The sequence below is a fragment of the Frigoribacterium sp. Leaf263 genome, from assembly GCF_001422285.1.
GTDB lineage: Bacteria > Actinomycetota > Actinomycetes > Actinomycetales > Microbacteriaceae > Frigoribacterium.
Window position 1 is genome coordinate 184,043 of the sequence record NZ_LMMO01000004.1, and the last position, 13,569, is coordinate 197,611.

Genomic DNA, 13,569 nt, shown 5'->3' on the forward strand with positions numbered 1-13,569 from the left:
ACTCTCGATCCCCGGAACGACGCGGATCCGAGCCGGGGAGGCGCGGGTGGCGGAACACGGCGGGCGCGACCGCGGTTGGCTGAGTCATGGACTCGACCCGCGCCTCCTCGGCCTCCCCCCGCCCCGTCGCCGTGACCGGGGCCACCGGCGCCCTCGGAGGGCGGGTGGCGGCCTCCCTCGCCGCCGACGGCGTGCCGTTGCGCCTCGTCGTCCGCGACGCCGCGCGCGCCCCGTCGCTCGGCGACCACGTCGATGTGGCCGTCGCCTCGTACGCCGACCGCGCCGCCGCCCGGGCCGCGCTCGAGGGCGTCGAGACGCTCTTCATGGTCTCGGCGGCCGAAGCGGTCGACCGGCTCGACCAGCACCGCGCCTTCGTCGACGCCGCGGCCGAGGCGGGCGTGCGGCACGTCGTCTACACGTCGTTCCAGGGCGCGGCCCCCGACGCCGTCTTCACGCTCGCCCGCGACCACGCCGCCACCGAGCAGCACCTGCTGGCGTCGGGCATGGCGACGACGTTCCTCCGCGACTCGTTCTACCTCGACGCCCTGATCGACTTCGCCGACGCCGACGGGGTGCTCCGCGGGCCGGCCGGTGCGGGGCGGGTCGCCGCCGTCGCCCGCACCGACGTGGCGGACGCGGCGGCCGCCGTGCTGCGCGACCCGGCGGCGCACCGGGGCGCGACCTACGACCTGACCGGACCGGAGGCGCTGACGCTCGCCGAGCTCGCCGCCCGTCTGTCGACCGCGACGGGCCGCGACCACGTCTTCGTCGACGAGACGCTGGACGAGGCCTACGCGTCGCGTGCGGCCTGGCGACCCGAGCCGTGGATGGCCGACGCCTGGGTCAGCACCTACACGTCGATCGCCTCGGGCGAGGTGGCGGGCGTCTCGCGTGCGGTGCGCGACCTCACGGGGCGCGAGCCGCTGACGCTCGAGCAGGTCGTCGCCGCGCGCTGAGGCCGTCGCCGAGCGGTGGTGCGGTCGCTACCGCACCCGCCGCGACGACAGCACGCCGCTGACCCCGAGCACCAGCGTCGCCGCGAACACGCCGAGCATGGGCGCCTGCCAGTTGCCCGTCGCATCGTGCAGACCGCCGATGGCGAGGGGCCCGAGCGCCGCGATCGCGTAGCCGCCGCCCTGCACGAGGGCCGAGAGCCGCCGGGCGTCGGTGTCGGTCGTCGCCATGCGCACGATGACGATGAAGATGATGGTGATGCCGCCGCCCTGGGCCGCGCCGCCGAAGATCGACCAGAGCAGCCAGTGCTCGGGGGCGAAGAGCAGGCCGAGGGGCATGACCGTCCAGAACAGGCTGATCAGGGCGATGACCACGGCGGGGCGCAGCTTCAGCGCGAGCACCGGCACGCCGAGGGCGCCGACCACCGCGAGGATCTGGAAGACCGACGAGCTGGCGCCCGCGGCCTCGCGGGTGAGGCCGATCTCGTCGCGCAGCAGCGTCGGCATCCAGGCCGTGAGCCCGTAGTACCCGAACGCCTGACCGGAGAACGCCAGGGTGAGGCCCCAGGTCGTCCAGCGCCTCAGGAGCGGGGGGCGTGCGGCATCGGCGCGGCGTTCGGCGTCGGCCGCCGCCGCGCGCTCGTCGACGACGGGGATGCCGCCGGTCAGCACGTCGGACGCGTCGCCCTCGGACGAGGAGGCGCGGCCCGTGTCGACCGGACCGGTCGCCGAACCGAGGCGCGCGCCCCGCAGAGCGACCCGCGGACCGACGGCGATCGACCAGACGACGCCGGCCAGGACCGCCAGCAGTCCCCAGGTGAGCAGGGCCAGAGGCCAGCCGACGACCGAGGCGATGGGCGCGGTGCCGAGCGAGGTGATCATCGACCCGACGTTGAGCGCCGACGTGTAGATGCCGGTCACGAAGCCGCCGCGCTCGGGCGAGAAGTCGCGCTTGATGACGACGGGCAGCACGACGTTGCCGATCGTGATGGCCACGCCGATGACGATGGTGCCGGCGTAGAGCCAGAACGAGCTGCCCAGCGTGCGGATGACGGTGCCGGCGAGCACGCCCGCGAGTCCGAGGGTCACGGCCAGCTCGGGGCCGACCCTGCCGATGAGAGCGGAGGCGGCCGGGCTCGCGACGGCGAAGCAGAGCACCGGGATGCTCGTCAGGAGGCCCGCCACCACGGCGGTGAGACCGAGGTCGCCGATCATCTGGTCGAGCACCGGCGCGGTGGCCACGATGGGCCCGCGCAGGTTGATCGCGATCAGGATGATCGCGAGGGTCAGCAGCCAGGCGGCGGGCGACCGCGCGACGGTGCCCGCGCGGGGGCTCACGCCGCGCCGCGCAGCAGGGTGACGCCCAGCAGGGCGGCGAGCTCGTCGACGTCGGCGGCCACCGCGACCGAGCCGGCGTACTCGGGCTCGTCGCCGTAGCCCCAGCCCGCCATGATGGTGGGCACGCCGTGGACGGCGGCGCCCTCGACGTCGTGGTGCCGGTCGCCGATCAGCACGGGGCGCGACAGGTCGACGCCGCGGGCCTCGAGCCGGCGGAGGGCCTCGGCCACGACGTCGGCCTTCGTATTGCGCACCTCGTCGTCGGAGGCGCCCGTGATGACGTCGAGGTAGCGGTCGAGACCGTTGACCTGCAGGATGCGCGTGGCGGGAGTCTCCGGCTTCGACGTCGCCGTGGAGGTGGGGATGCCGGCGGCGTGCACGGCGGCCATCAGATCGGGGACCCCGGGGTAGATGGGGCTGCCGAGGGCGCCGGTCTCGAGGTAGTGCGCACGATAGAGGCGCATGGCCTCGACGAGCCGGTCGCCGGTCAGGCCCAGACGCACCTCGAAGCTCTGCGGGAGGGGCGGGCCGACCCAGGCGATCAGCTCGTCGGGCGAGGGCACGGGCAGCCCGAGGGCCTCGATGGTGTGCGCGAGGCTGGCCGTGATGGCGGGCGCCGAATCGGCGATGGTGCCGTCGAGGTCGTAGAGGACGGCGGTGTAGGGGAGAGTCATCCCCCTCAGCTTAGGCACCGGGACCACCCCCGGGGAGGCGCGCCGTGGGCGGGTGGGGACGCCCGTCAGGCCACGGGGCCCAGCGGCCAGGTGGTCGCGGGCAGGGAGCGCGGGCCGGAGGCCGCGGTGCGACCCCGGCTCGGCGCGGTCGACCCGGGTCGACGGGCGGGTCGTGCGGAGTCGGTCCGCCCACGGGGCGTCGAGGGGACGATCGCGACGTCGTCGCGGACGACGCTCGGGAAGGAGCCCGAGATGGACTCGAACAGAGGCGTCGCCTCTCGCTGGGAGAGGATCTGATCGAAGATGGGCGAGGTCACGGGAGCCTCCGAGGGTTGCGGGCTGGGGAAGAGCGGGACATGAGAAATGTTACGCTCATATTCCGCCCGCGCAAGGGGTCGGCTGATGTATTTCGGATCGGCCCCCGCGCCCCTGTTCTCGGTGATGCGGCTCAGAACAGTCGCGAGTGCGAGTCGTCGAGGCCGCGCATCGCGTCGTAGTCGAGCAGCAGCGTGCGGATGCCCCGGTCGTGCGCCAGGGTGCGCGCCTGGGGCTTGATCTCCTGGGCGGCGAAGACGCCGGTCACCGGCGCGAGGTGCGGATCGCGGTTCATCAGCTCGAGGTAGCGGGTCAGCTGCTCGACGCCGTCGATGTCCCCGCGGCGCTTCAGCTCGACCGCCACCGCGCCTCCGGAGGCATCGCGCGCGAGGATGTCGACCGGGCCGATCGCCGTCATGTACTCGCGCCGGACCAGCGTGTGGCCCTCGCCGAGGAGCTCGATCTGCTCGGCGAGGAGCTTCTGCAGATCGGCCTCGACGCCGTCCTTCGTGAGGCCCGGGTCGAAGCCCATCTCGTGGCTGGAGTCGTGCAGGACCTCGTGGATCGAGACCACGAGGATGTCGGCCGTCTTCGCCTGGGTGACCTTCCAGAGCTCGACGACCCCCGCCTCCTGCTGGTCGGCGTCGGCCTCGAGGATGCTGATCGAGCACGGCGGGCTCATCCAGTTCAGCGGCTTGTAGCTGCCGCCGTCGGAGTGCACGAGCAGGCTGCCGTCGCTCTTGATCATGAGCAGGCGCGTGGCCAGCGGCAGGTGGGCCGAGAGTCGCCCGGCGTAGTCGACGGAGCAACGGGCAATGACGAGACGCACCCGACGATCCTAGGCGGGGAGGCGCGGGTCGGGCGACAGCGTCGGCGTCGGGCGATCGGTCCGCCTCTCCTGCTGGGCGCTTGACAGAGTGTGAAATGCGAAATATGTTCATGACACCGCGAGGAGCGGCCCGAGCACCAGCACCAGACCCCGGAGGAACCCATGTCGACCACGCTGCCCGCCACCGCTCAGGACTCGCCCGCGACGAACGGCCGGTCGGGGATCGGCGTCGCCGCGGACGCCCTGCTGATCGACCTCGCGACGGGCCGCCACACCCCGGGCGACGTCCTCGACGACTCGGCCGTCGCCCGGGAGCTCGGCGTGAGCCTCGGCGAGGTGCGCCGCTCGATCGACGTGCTCTGCCGCATCGGGGTGCTCCTGCGGGCGCCGTTCGGCCGCGACGCAGTGGTCGGTCTGCCCGCCTACAGCGTCACGACCCTCCTGCGGCGTCTCGGGGGCGCCATGGAGCTCGCGCTCGCTCGCGGGCCGCAGGTCGAGGACCTCCCCGATCCGCGACCGGGCGCCACCCTCGCCGACCGGTTCGGGCTCGAGTCTCCCCTCGACATCGCTCGACTCGTCGAGCTGGCCGACCCGCTGTTCGGACTGTTCGACGACGAGGAGGCCGCACGACTCGACCGCGAGGTCGTCGGCCCCCTCTCGGTGCTCGCCAGCATCGACGCGCTGCGGGTGCACGACTCGCGCCCCGCCCTCCCGGACGACCTCCGCGCCCGCATCGTCGACGAGATCGAGGCGGCCGTGCACTACGGCGAGTGGCGCTCGATCCCGGGCCTGATGGCCGACTTCGGCATCGCGTTCGCACCCGACCAGCCATAGGGGGGACGCCCCGCGGGCACCGCTAGGCTGCACCACCATGAGCCCGGCAGAGAAGCCCGACGTCGGCAGGCCGACGCTCGCCGCCGTGGCGCGTGCCGCGGGCGTCTCGGCCTCCACCGCCTCCCTCGCCTTCAGCGGAGCCGGCCCCGTCTCGCCGGCGACCCGCGACCGGGTCCTGGCCGCCGCCGCCGAGCTCGGCTACGGCGGACCCGACCCCCGGGCGCGATCGCTGCGACGCGGTCGCTCGGGCATCGTCGGGGCCGTCATCGAGTCGAGTCTCAGCGACGCCTTCCGGGATCCCGTCAACGTGGCCATGCTCGACGGCCTGGCCGACGTCACCGGACCGGCGGACTACTCGCTCCTGCTGCTCACGGAGACCGGGCCCGAGCGGTCTCGCCTGATCGACGCTCCGCTCGACGCCGTGGTGCTCTTCGGCTGCAGTCTCCGACTCGACGAGTCGGTCGCCGTCGTGCGACGGCGGGGCATCCCGGTCGTGTCCATCGAGGCGCGGGCGATGGAGGGCGTGCTCGACATCGGTCTCGACAACCTCGACGCGTCGCGGACGCTCGCCCGTCACCTCCACGATCTCGGACACCGCCGCGTCGCCGTCGTGTCGCTCCAGCTCGGACCCACCCGGGCGCTCGGACCGATCACCGACGAGCGGGTCGCCTCGGGGACGACCTACATCGCCCTGCAGCGTCTCGCCGGGGTCCGCGAGGTCTTCGGTCGGGTCGGGGGAGTCGTCACGGAGGGCAGCTGGACGTCGGAGGGGTACCGGGCCGGACTGGCCCTGCTCGACGTCGCACCCGCCGACCGGCCGACGGCCGTCATCGCGCAGAGCGACCTGCTCGCGTCGGGGGTCATCGCGGCCGCCGCCGAGCTCGGCCTCGAGGTGCCGCGCGATCTCAGCGTCGTCGGCTTCGACGGCATCCGTCTCGACGACCCCCGGGCGGCGGACCTCACGACGATGCGTCAGCCGGCGGTCGAGAAGGGTCGCGCGGCCGGACGGGCGCTGCTCGACCTGCTGTCGGGGGGGCCCGTCGAGTCGACGTCGTTCACGAGCACTTTCCGACGCGGGTCGACGACCGGGCCGCCGCCGCTCCCGGCGGACTGACCGGGCGAGACGAGAGCGCGGGGGAGGCGTCAGGCGGCGGGAGTCGCCAGGACGCCCTCGAGGGCCTTGTCGGCCTCTTCGGCGGTGGTGTTCAACGCCAGGGCCAGCTCGGAGACGAGGATCTGCCGGGCGCGGCCCAGCATGCTCTTCTCGCCGGCGGAGATGCCCTTGTCCTGATCGCGACGCCAGACGTCGCGGACGACCTCGGCGACCTTGTAGACGTCACCGCTCGTCATCTTCTCCTGGTTGCTCTTGTAGCGACGCGACCAGTTGCCGGCCTCCTCGACCTCGGAGGTGCGGAGCACGTCGTAGACGCGCTCGACGCCGGCCTGGTCGATGACCTCGCGGACGCCGATGTCGGTGGCGTTGCCCGTGGGGATCTGGATGACGAGCTCGCTCGTGTGCACGCGCAGCGACATGTACTCGGTGGGCGAGCCCTTGATGTTCTTGGTCGTCAGGTCGGTGATCGTGACGGCGCCGTGGTGCGGGTAGACCAGCGTCGTGCCGACTTCGTATGTCGTGGCCATGGTCTAGTGCGCCGCGTCGTAAGCGTCGCGGACGGCGGCGGCGATGCGGCCGCGGTCGGACACGTCGTGCCCGTTCGCCTTGGCCCACTCGCGGATCTTCTGCAGATCGTCGCCGTTCGACCGGGTCGAGCCGCTGCGCGCCGGGGCCTTGCGGCCGGTTCGGCGGGCCGCACCGGTGAAGGGGGCCAGGGCCTCGGTGAGCTCGTCGACGTGCGCGTCGCTCAGGTCGATCTCGTACGAGACGCCGTCGAGCGTCAGCGAGACGGTCTTGCCCTCGCCGTCGGCGATGGGGGTGCCGTCGATGTCATCGACGAGCTGGATGAGTGTTTTCTGGGCCAACGGAGTCTCCTGAAAAAACAATGGAAAGCGCCGAAGATAAACGTGCGACGGCGTGCTAGGGAACAAGTGTAATTCATGCGTGTCTGTATGACATCCCTAAAGCACTCCGCAGGCCGTCGCGCGAACGCCGATCGTTTATGCGGACGCATTCACGAGTGACCGGGAATGCCTTTCACCACCGCGCGAGGGTGTCGCGCGGATACTCTCCGAAGCGCTTCGCGTACGACGCCGAGAACCGACCGAGATTGCCGAATCCCCATCGACGCGCGACGTCGGCGACGAAGCCCGCGGCCGGATCGGCCGCGAGGAGATCCTGCCGGGCCCGGTCGAGACGGACGTGCCGGAGGTACGTCGTCGGGCTCGAGCCGAGGTGCTGGTTCATGAGCTGCTGCAGCGTGCGCGTGTGGACCCCGGCCGCCGTCGCGATGTCGCCCGCCGAGATCGGCTGGTCGGCGAAGGCGTGCACGTACTCGGCGGCCTGGCGGAGCTTGCGGGTCTGCTCGGTCCGCAGCTCCTCGGGGACGTCGACGGCCTGCCACGGGAATAGGTCGAGGAGGGCGTGCGCCAGCGAGACCTGCGCCGAGTGGCGGGCCAGGGGCTTCGTCGTGTGGCCCACGACGAGCGGAGTCGCCGCGCCGAGCGCCTTCTGCCAGGCGGCGAGCCCGGCGGCGTCGGGCACCGCGTCGTAGTCGAACACGATGCGCTGGCGCGGGCCACCGTGCCTCTCGGTCGCGACGTCCTCCAGGAAGTCGGCGCCGAGATGCACGATCCCGTGATGGTGCGGGGTCATCGTGAACGAGTACGAGGTCTCGCTCGGGGTCAGGAACGGCCGTCCGACGACGCTCGTCAGCTGGCCGCCGGGGTGGTCGATGGTCACCTCGCCGCTGCGGAACCACGACACGACGTAGTCCTTCGACCACGGGATCACGCCCTGCAGATGTCCGGTGAACGATCCCGTCTGCACGCTGAGCCGCTCGTCGCCCGCCGAGGCGAATCGGAATGAGAAGGGCTCGTCCGCGAGGCGCGCACGGAACTGACGACCGTCGAGAGAGGTCTCGAGGCTGTGTCGCGCCTCCTCGATGTCGTCGCCGGTGACCTGGAAGCGGTCGAAGCCGCCGGGGGTCTGGCCCGGCTCGGGCCGGGGCGTCCCGCTCGGCAGGTAGGTGGTGGTCATGAGGTCTCCTGGTCCTGAGCGTCTCGCACCGGTGCTGGTGGGGCACGCGGCTGCATCATCAGGACGTGTCCCGGAGGCCGAACGTCACGAAACCGACGACGACGGCCCTCCTTCCACGGTCGCAAATCGCGGCGGCATGCGCTCTCCCCCGAACGCGGGTCGTCGAGGTAGCGTCGGCCGCAGCGCGAGAACGCCCGGGCACCGAACGAGAGAGAGCGTCACCATGAGCGGAGCCGTCGTCGTCCACGACGCCGTGCTGATCGACGCCGCGGGCCGACGACCCGGCTGGATCCGCGTCGAGGACGGGGTGATCGCGGCCGTCGCCCAGGGCGCGGGTCGGCCCGAGGGAGCGACCGGTGGGGCGACGGGTCTGCCCGGCGCGTCGGCTGACGGTCCCTCGACATCGACGGCGCGCGTGATCGACGCCGGGGGTCGCGTCGTCGCCCCGGGTTTCGTCGACCTGCACGGACACGGCGCGGCCGGCCTGTCGTACGACGACGACGCCGACCTCTCGGCCGCGCTCGCGCACCACCGTCGACACGGGACGACGCGGCAGGTGCTGAGCCTCGTCTCGGCGCCACCCGCCCGACTGGAGGCGGCGCTCGGGCGCATCGCGGCGCTCGCGGCCACGGATCCGCTCGTGCTCGGCTCGCACCTCGAGGGGCCGTTCCTCGCCGCCTCGCATAAGGGCGCGCACGACGAGAGCGCGCTCGCGACGCCGACCGCCGAGACCGTCGACCGGCTGCTCGGAGCGGCGGACGGGAGCCTGCGGATGATCACGCTGGCACCCGAGCTCGACGGGGCCGCGGACGCGCTGCGGCGATTCGCCGACGCCGGGGTGGTCGTCGCCCTCGGGCACACGGCGGCGGACCACGACCTCGCGCTCGACGCCTTCGCCCGGGGCGCGCGCGCCCTCACCCACGCCTTCAACGCCATGCCGCCCCTGCTCCACCGCGACCCCGGCCCCGTGCTCGCCGCCGTCGACGCGGGCGCCGTGCTCGAGCTGATCGTCGACGGGGTGCACGTGCATCCGTCGGTCTGGCGGGCGGTCTTCGCGCTCGCACCGGGCCGGGTGGCGCTCGTCACGGACTCGATGTCGGCGACGGGCTGCGCCGACGGGTCGTACCGGCTCGGCGGGCTCGACGTCGTGGTGGCCGCCGGGGAGGCGCGGCTCGCCGACTCGGGAGCGCTCGCCGGGTCGGTGCTCACGCAGGACGTCGCCCTGCGGCTCGCCGTCGGGTCGGGCGTCGACCCCGTCGTGGCGATCACGGCGCTGACGCGCACCCCGGCCGACCTGCTCGGCCGCGGCGATCTCGGGCGGTTCGAGGTCGGAGCGCGGGGCGACCTCGTCGTGCTCGGCGACGACTGGTCGCCCGACGTGGTCGTGGCGGAGGGCGAGGTGCTGTTCGAGCGAGGATGATCGACCGGATGAGCGAGACCATCAGCGTCGGCGAGCTGCGTCAGCGGGCGGCGGGCACGACGGCCCCCGGGACGGAGGCGCTGGTCGGCCTCCTGGGGCGGTCGCCCCGCGACGAGCGGATCGGTCTCGATCGTGCGCCCGCAGCCGTCCTGGCCCGGAGACTCCGCTCGAGCCGGGCGCCGTCGAGCGGGAGTCTCACGGCGCTCCTGGCGGTGCTCGACGATCTCGGCGACGACGACGTGCGATTCGGGCGATACGACACCGAGACCGAGGTCGCGATCATGCTGATCGATGCGGGTGGGGCCGTCACCGCCGCGTCCGTGGAGCCGGTCGTCGAACCGGATCACGTCTCGGCCGCCGAGCTGGCTGGACTGCTGAGACGGTCCGACGACGCGGCGGCCGCCTCGTCGGCGGTCGCTCGGGCGTTGGCCGTGCTCGACGAGAGGCCCGACGAGTCGCTGCGGGTCGGACGACAGGGCGCCATCGCCACCTCGCGGACGTTCCGGACCAAGTACTCGATCGCCCGGGAGAAGGACGTCACCGTCGTCGGGCTGGAGGACTTCGTCGATCGGCTCGCCGAGCGGGGCGAGACCGAGATCGCGCTCTGCTCCGCCGACACGGGCTCCGCCGTCGTCGTCGCGGCCCTCCGGCCGGATCGGTCAGCCGCGATCGCCGTCCTGTTCGTGACCGACCTGCGGCACGACGGCGACGCCCGGGCCTGAGGTCGGCACGGGCCGCGGCCTCGCCCGTCGATCGGCCGCCCGCGCGTACCGGCCCGCGAGATCGGCGAAGGCGTCGATCAGCTCGGCCGGGCCGACGGCCACGAGCTCGGCGTCGAAGCGGCCGAACGAGGCGGCGAGCGACCCCCACGACCACGATCCGGCCTCGACGCGGCAGCGCTCGGGACCGACGGCGACCACGACGCCGTCGCCGACGAACGGGGCCACGGCGCTCGCCGGCAGCGACAGCTCGACCGTGCCGACGCAGGCCCAGGCGTCGGCTCCGCTCGAGCCCTTGAACCGCGCCGACAGGAAGGCCGCCGGGTCGCCGCCCGGCACCGCCCTCGGCTCGAAGCGCCGACCCGTGTGCTGGCGCAGCCGTAACCGGTCGACCCGGAACACCCGCCAGTCGCCGTGCTCGTCCGACCAACCGATCAGGTACCAGCGGCCGGAGCTCAGCAGCAGGTGATGCGGCTCGACGCGGCGCGGCGGTCGGGGCGGGGGCGACGCGGAGGCCGGGGGCGGCGTCGACGCGGGGTGCGCTTCGGAGGCGACCCGCGCCTCCTCGGCCCGGTCGACGTCGAAGCGGAGCTCCTCGCAGCGGTGGATCGCGTCGCCGATGCGCAGCAGCACCTCGGGGTCGACCTGCACGCGGGTCGACGGCGAGCCCGGCGTGAGGGCCCCGACCTCGAGTCGCGCGATGCGCTGCGCCACGCGATCGGGCAGCAGTCGCGTCACGGTCAGCAGGGCCCGGGCCGCGGCGTCGTCGAGACCGGCCCCGGCCAGGCGAGCGGTCTGCAGCGCGAGGGTCACGGCGACCGCCTGCTCGTCGTCGAGCAGCAGCGGAGGCAGCGACTCGCCCGCCGCGAGCCGGTACCCGCCCTCGGGCCCGCGGCTCGTGTCGATCGTGTAGCCCAGCTCGCGCAGACGCTCGACGTCGCGACGCACGGTGCGCTCGCCGACCTCGAGCCGAGCGGCCAGCGTCGGAGCCGACCACGACCGGTTCGTCTGCATCAACGACAGGAGGGCGAGGAGGCGCTGGGACGTCGACGAGGCGGCTGCGGCGGGCATGACGTCATCATCGCGCGTGAACCGGACCGAAGCTGACCGGTACACGGAGTCGACTTGTCTCAGCGCTCAGAGAGAGCGCGACATCACGACGAGGAGACAGACCATGAGCGTCATCACCACCCTGCACATCAACTTCCGAGGCCAGGCGAAGGAGGCGCTCGAGTTCTACCACTCGGTCTTCGGCGGCGACCTGGTGCTCGTGCCCTACGGCGAGACCGAGTCGGGTCAGGGCCCCGACCAGGCCGACCAGATCGTCTGGGGGCAGGTCAAGGCCCCGAGCGGGTTCCACGTCATGGCGTACGACATCCAGGACTCGCTGCCGTATGCGGCCGGCGACAACCCCTTCTACCTGTCGCTGCGCAGCACCGACGCGGCCGAGCTCGAGCAGCTCGGAACGGCGCTCGCCGCATCCGAGGGCGTCACCGTGCACGTCCCCTTCGGACCGTCGATGTTCTCGCCGTACTACGGCAAGCTCACCGACCGGTTTGGCGTGACGTGGATCATCGACGTGATCGTCCACTGGGGCTGAGCCGGGTCTCGGCGGGGCCGGAGCCCGCCCTCCACCGTGCGCGTGCCCGAGGGCCGGCCCCGCCCTGTGGCAGGATCGAGCCACGATCGAGGGGGAGACATGCGTTCAGAGGACGTCGTCGCGACGAGATTCACACCGACCCGGTTCCGGGACGGCTACGACCAGGACCAGGTCGACGACCTGCTCGACCGGATCACCGCGACGTTCGCGGCCCTCGAGCAGGGGCGCGGCCCGGGTCCCCTCACCCCCGACGAGGTCATCGCGGCGAGGTTCCAGCCGACGAAGTTCCGCGAGGGGTACGACCAGGATCAGGTCGACGCGTTCCTCGACCAGGTCGTCATCGCCCTGCGCGCCGTCGAACCGCCCGCCGCCGGCTGACGACGGAGCCGAGGAGGCGCGGGTCGCCACCCGCCGACCGGCCCGCACCGAGAGGGAGACATGCCCGACGACCGCCTCACCGTGCCCGACGCCGTCGCCTGGCGGGCATGGCTCGACGCCCACGAGTCGACCTCGGAGGGGGTGCGCCTCGTGCTCGCCAAGAAGGGCACCACGAGCCCCACGTCGCTCACGTACGCCGAGGCGCTCGACGAGGCCCTCTGCAGCGGCTGGATCGACGGGCGCCGCAACGCCCTCGACGCCGGCACCTTCCTCCAGCACTTCACGCCCCGGCGGGCCCGGTCGATCTGGTCGATGCGCAACGTCGACCACGTCGCCCGCCTCGTCGACTCGGGGCGGATGCGCCCGCGGGGTCAGGCCGAGATCGACCGGGCGAAGGGCGACGGGCGCTGGGATCGCGCCTACGCGGGCCAGGCGGACATGGAGCCGCCCGCCGACCTGGCGGCCGCGCTCGCCGACTCGACCCGCGCCTCCCGGACGTTCGAGGGGTTGAGCCGGTCGGCCCGCTACTCGGTCATGCACCCGGTGCTGACGGCCCCCACCGAGGAGGCGCGGGTCGGCCGCATCGCCCGCGCCGTCGCCCGGCTGGATGCCGGCGCCGAGCCGCCCGGCGCCGCCCGGCCCGGCTGACGGCGACCCTGGTCGGAAGACGCCCGCGAGCGCCGCGCGAGGGGCGCCTTCCGCCCACCGTGGCCGCGGGGCTGGTGCGCTGGCCTGTCGTTGGTCAGAAGATGCCCGTCCGAGCTCTGCGAGGGGCACTTTCCGCCCACCGTGGCCGCGGCAGGGCAAGGCGGCAGGCGGCGAGCGGTGCGGAAGCGACGGCTAGGCGCGGCGCCTGATCAGGTTCATCATGATCTGCGACATGACGACCTCGTCGTGCTGGTTCAGCATCTCGATGCGGGTGCGGACGATGCCGCGGTCGGGCTTCGACCGCGAGGGGCGGGCCTCGAGCACCGTGAACCGCGCCCGCAGCTGGTCGCCGGGTCGCACGGGCCGGTGCCAGCGCAGCTCGTCGACACCCGGCGACGCGAGGCTCGTCCGCTCGTTGAGGAAGTTGTCGACCATCAGCCGCATCATCATGGCGGTCGTGTGCCAGCCGCTCGCGATCAGACCGCCGAAGGGACCGTCAGCCGCGCCGACGGGATCCAGGTGCATCGTGTGCGGGTCGAAGTCGGCCGCGAAGCCCACGATGGAGCTCGCGGTGACCTCGACCGGGCCGTACGTCCCGCCGGCGCCGGGCCGGTAATCGTCGAAGTGTCGGTCGGTCAGCGGGGTCTCGTCGAAGGAAGGCACGAGAGGAGACGGTACACATCGCGCAGAATCCTGGCCGGGGGGTG

General features: G+C 73.1%; 16 protein-coding genes and 2 pseudogenes. 9 read left to right on the forward strand and 9 right to left on the reverse strand.

Translation table 11 applies throughout. The features are described 5' to 3' along the window. Window positions 1-86: 86 nt before the first annotated feature. Entirely contained in the window at window positions 87-956 is an 870-nt protein-coding gene (locus tag ASF17_RS10085; protein WP_055799085.1) for an NmrA family NAD(P)-binding protein, read from the forward strand. 27 nt (window positions 957-983) lie between these two features. Here ASF17_RS10085 and ASF17_RS10090 read toward each other — a convergent pair whose 3' ends face one another. From ASF17_RS10090 to nucS, 4 genes are all read right to left on the reverse strand, one after another. Then, entirely contained in the window at window positions 984-2,291 is a 1,308-nt protein-coding gene (locus tag ASF17_RS10090; RefSeq protein ID WP_055799088.1) for an MFS transporter, read from the reverse strand. Then, window positions 2,288-2,965 (reverse strand): HAD hydrolase-like protein, encoded by a 678-nt coding sequence (locus ASF17_RS10095; RefSeq protein WP_055799092.1) that lies wholly within the window; start codon window positions 2,963-2,965, stop codon window positions 2,288-2,290. The genes ASF17_RS10090 and ASF17_RS10095 overlap by 4 nt, the downstream gene beginning before the upstream one ends. Window positions 2,966-3,030: 65 nt before the next feature. Then, on the reverse strand, window positions 3,031-3,282 hold the full coding sequence (locus tag ASF17_RS10100; RefSeq protein WP_055799095.1) for a hypothetical protein: 252 nt from the start codon (window positions 3,280-3,282) through the stop codon (window positions 3,031-3,033). A 131-nt stretch (window positions 3,283-3,413) separates the two neighbouring features. After that, complete coding sequence (gene nucS / locus ASF17_RS10105) at window positions 3,414-4,109, reverse strand: endonuclease NucS (RefSeq protein WP_055799099.1); 696 nt, start codon at window positions 4,107-4,109, stop codon at window positions 3,414-3,416. A 162-nt stretch (window positions 4,110-4,271) separates the two neighbouring features. Between nucS and ASF17_RS10110 the strand changes: the two genes are divergently transcribed. Together ASF17_RS10110 and ASF17_RS10115 are read left to right on the forward strand one after the other, a co-directional pair. Further along, the gene (locus ASF17_RS10110) at window positions 4,272-4,943 is read left to right on the forward strand and encodes a GntR family transcriptional regulator (protein ID WP_055799102.1); all 672 of its coding nucleotides are present in this window, start codon (window positions 4,272-4,274) and stop codon (window positions 4,941-4,943) included. A 37-nt stretch (window positions 4,944-4,980) separates the two neighbouring features. Beyond that, window positions 4,981-6,057 carry a LacI family DNA-binding transcriptional regulator gene (locus ASF17_RS10115; RefSeq protein WP_055799105.1) on the forward strand — a complete coding sequence of 359 codons (1,077 nt, stop codon included), beginning with the start codon at window positions 4,981-4,983 and terminating at the stop codon, window positions 6,055-6,057. Between the two features lie 29 nt (window positions 6,058-6,086). On the opposite strand, the gene ASF17_RS10120 is transcribed toward ASF17_RS10115, so the two are convergent. From ASF17_RS10120 to ASF17_RS10130, 3 genes are all read right to left on the reverse strand, one after another. Continuing rightward, window positions 6,087-6,584 carry a CarD family transcriptional regulator gene (locus ASF17_RS10120; protein WP_055799108.1) on the reverse strand — a complete coding sequence of 166 codons (498 nt, stop codon included), beginning with the start codon at window positions 6,582-6,584 and terminating at the stop codon, window positions 6,087-6,089. Window positions 6,585-6,587: 3 nt separating this feature from the next. After that, window positions 6,588-6,923 (reverse strand): histone-like nucleoid-structuring protein Lsr2, encoded by a 336-nt coding sequence (locus ASF17_RS10125; protein ID WP_055799111.1) that lies wholly within the window; start codon window positions 6,921-6,923, stop codon window positions 6,588-6,590. Between the two features lie 172 nt (window positions 6,924-7,095). After that, window positions 7,096-8,097, reverse strand: coding sequence for an AraC family transcriptional regulator (locus tag ASF17_RS10130; RefSeq protein ID WP_055799114.1), 1,002 nt, complete (start codon window positions 8,095-8,097; stop codon window positions 7,096-7,098). Window positions 8,098-8,320: 223 nt separating this feature from the next. On the opposite strand from ASF17_RS10130, the gene ASF17_RS10135 reads away from it, so the two are divergent. Beyond that, window positions 8,321-9,517 (forward strand): N-acetylglucosamine-6-phosphate deacetylase, encoded by a 1,197-nt coding sequence (locus ASF17_RS10135; protein ID WP_055799118.1) that lies wholly within the window; start codon window positions 8,321-8,323, stop codon window positions 9,515-9,517. Between the two features lie 8 nt (window positions 9,518-9,525). Further along, window positions 9,526-10,239, forward strand: a complete 714-nt coding sequence (locus ASF17_RS10140) for a hypothetical protein (protein WP_156357386.1) — start codon at window positions 9,526-9,528, stop codon at window positions 10,237-10,239. On the opposite strand, the gene ASF17_RS10145 is transcribed toward ASF17_RS10140, so the two are convergent. Next, window positions 10,177-11,307, reverse strand: a complete 1,131-nt coding sequence (locus tag ASF17_RS10145) for a helix-turn-helix transcriptional regulator (RefSeq protein ID WP_082475356.1) — start codon at window positions 11,305-11,307, stop codon at window positions 10,177-10,179. The two genes, ASF17_RS10140 and ASF17_RS10145, sit on opposite strands and share 63 nt — an antisense overlap. A gap of 103 nt (window positions 11,308-11,410) precedes the next feature. On the opposite strand from ASF17_RS10145, the gene ASF17_RS10150 reads away from it, so the two are divergent. From ASF17_RS10150 to ASF17_RS10160, 4 genes and pseudogenes are all read left to right on the forward strand, one after another. Next, the gene (locus ASF17_RS10150) at window positions 11,411-11,836 is read left to right on the forward strand and encodes a glyoxalase/bleomycin resistance/extradiol dioxygenase family protein (RefSeq protein WP_055799125.1); all 426 of its coding nucleotides are present in this window, start codon (window positions 11,411-11,413) and stop codon (window positions 11,834-11,836) included. A 99-nt stretch (window positions 11,837-11,935) separates the two neighbouring features. Continuing rightward, window positions 11,936-12,058: pseudogene (locus ASF17_RS15875) on the forward strand (DivIVA domain-containing protein); the annotation flags it as partial. 18 nt (window positions 12,059-12,076) lie between these two features. Then, window positions 12,077-12,187 (forward strand): annotated as a pseudogene (locus ASF17_RS10155) (DivIVA domain-containing protein); the annotation flags it as partial. Window positions 12,188-12,274: 87 nt separating this feature from the next. Beyond that, the gene (locus tag ASF17_RS10160; RefSeq protein WP_055799132.1) at window positions 12,275-12,862 is read left to right on the forward strand and encodes a YdeI/OmpD-associated family protein; all 588 of its coding nucleotides are present in this window, start codon (window positions 12,275-12,277) and stop codon (window positions 12,860-12,862) included. Between the two features lie 192 nt (window positions 12,863-13,054). Here ASF17_RS10160 and ASF17_RS10165 read toward each other — a convergent pair whose 3' ends face one another. Continuing rightward, the gene (locus ASF17_RS10165) at window positions 13,055-13,525 is read right to left on the reverse strand and encodes a MaoC family dehydratase (RefSeq protein ID WP_055799135.1); all 471 of its coding nucleotides are present in this window, start codon (window positions 13,523-13,525) and stop codon (window positions 13,055-13,057) included. Between the last annotated feature and the right edge of the window lie 44 nt (window positions 13,526-13,569).

Bases quoted from the DNA above. Each gene is read 5' to 3' on its own strand.
- ASF17_RS10085 (WP_055799085.1), top strand. From the start codon at position 87: ATGGACTCGACCCGCGCCTCCTCGGCCTCCCCCCGCCCCGTCGCCGTG.
- ASF17_RS10095 (WP_055799092.1), bottom strand. From the start codon at position 2,965: ATGACTCTCCCCTACACCGCCGTCCTCTACGACCTCGACGGCACCATC.
- ASF17_RS10110 (WP_055799102.1), top strand. From the start codon at position 4,272: ATGTCGACCACGCTGCCCGCCACCGCTCAGGACTCGCCCGCGACGAAC.
- ASF17_RS10115 (WP_055799105.1), top strand. From the start codon at position 4,981: ATGAGCCCGGCAGAGAAGCCCGACGTCGGCAGGCCGACGCTCGCCGCC.
- ASF17_RS10120 (WP_055799108.1), bottom strand. From the start codon at position 6,584: ATGGCCACGACATACGAAGTCGGCACGACGCTGGTCTACCCGCACCAC.
- ASF17_RS10130 (WP_055799114.1), bottom strand. From the start codon at position 8,097: ATGACCACCACCTACCTGCCGAGCGGGACGCCCCGGCCCGAGCCGGGC.
- ASF17_RS10135 (WP_055799118.1), top strand. From the start codon at position 8,321: ATGAGCGGAGCCGTCGTCGTCCACGACGCCGTGCTGATCGACGCCGCG.
- ASF17_RS10140 (WP_156357386.1), top strand. From the start codon at position 9,526: ATGAGCGAGACCATCAGCGTCGGCGAGCTGCGTCAGCGGGCGGCGGGC.
- ASF17_RS10145 (WP_082475356.1), bottom strand. From the start codon at position 11,307: ATGCCCGCCGCAGCCGCCTCGTCGACGTCCCAGCGCCTCCTCGCCCTC.
- ASF17_RS10150 (WP_055799125.1), top strand. From the start codon at position 11,411: ATGAGCGTCATCACCACCCTGCACATCAACTTCCGAGGCCAGGCGAAG.
- ASF17_RS10160 (WP_055799132.1), top strand. From the start codon at position 12,275: ATGCCCGACGACCGCCTCACCGTGCCCGACGCCGTCGCCTGGCGGGCA.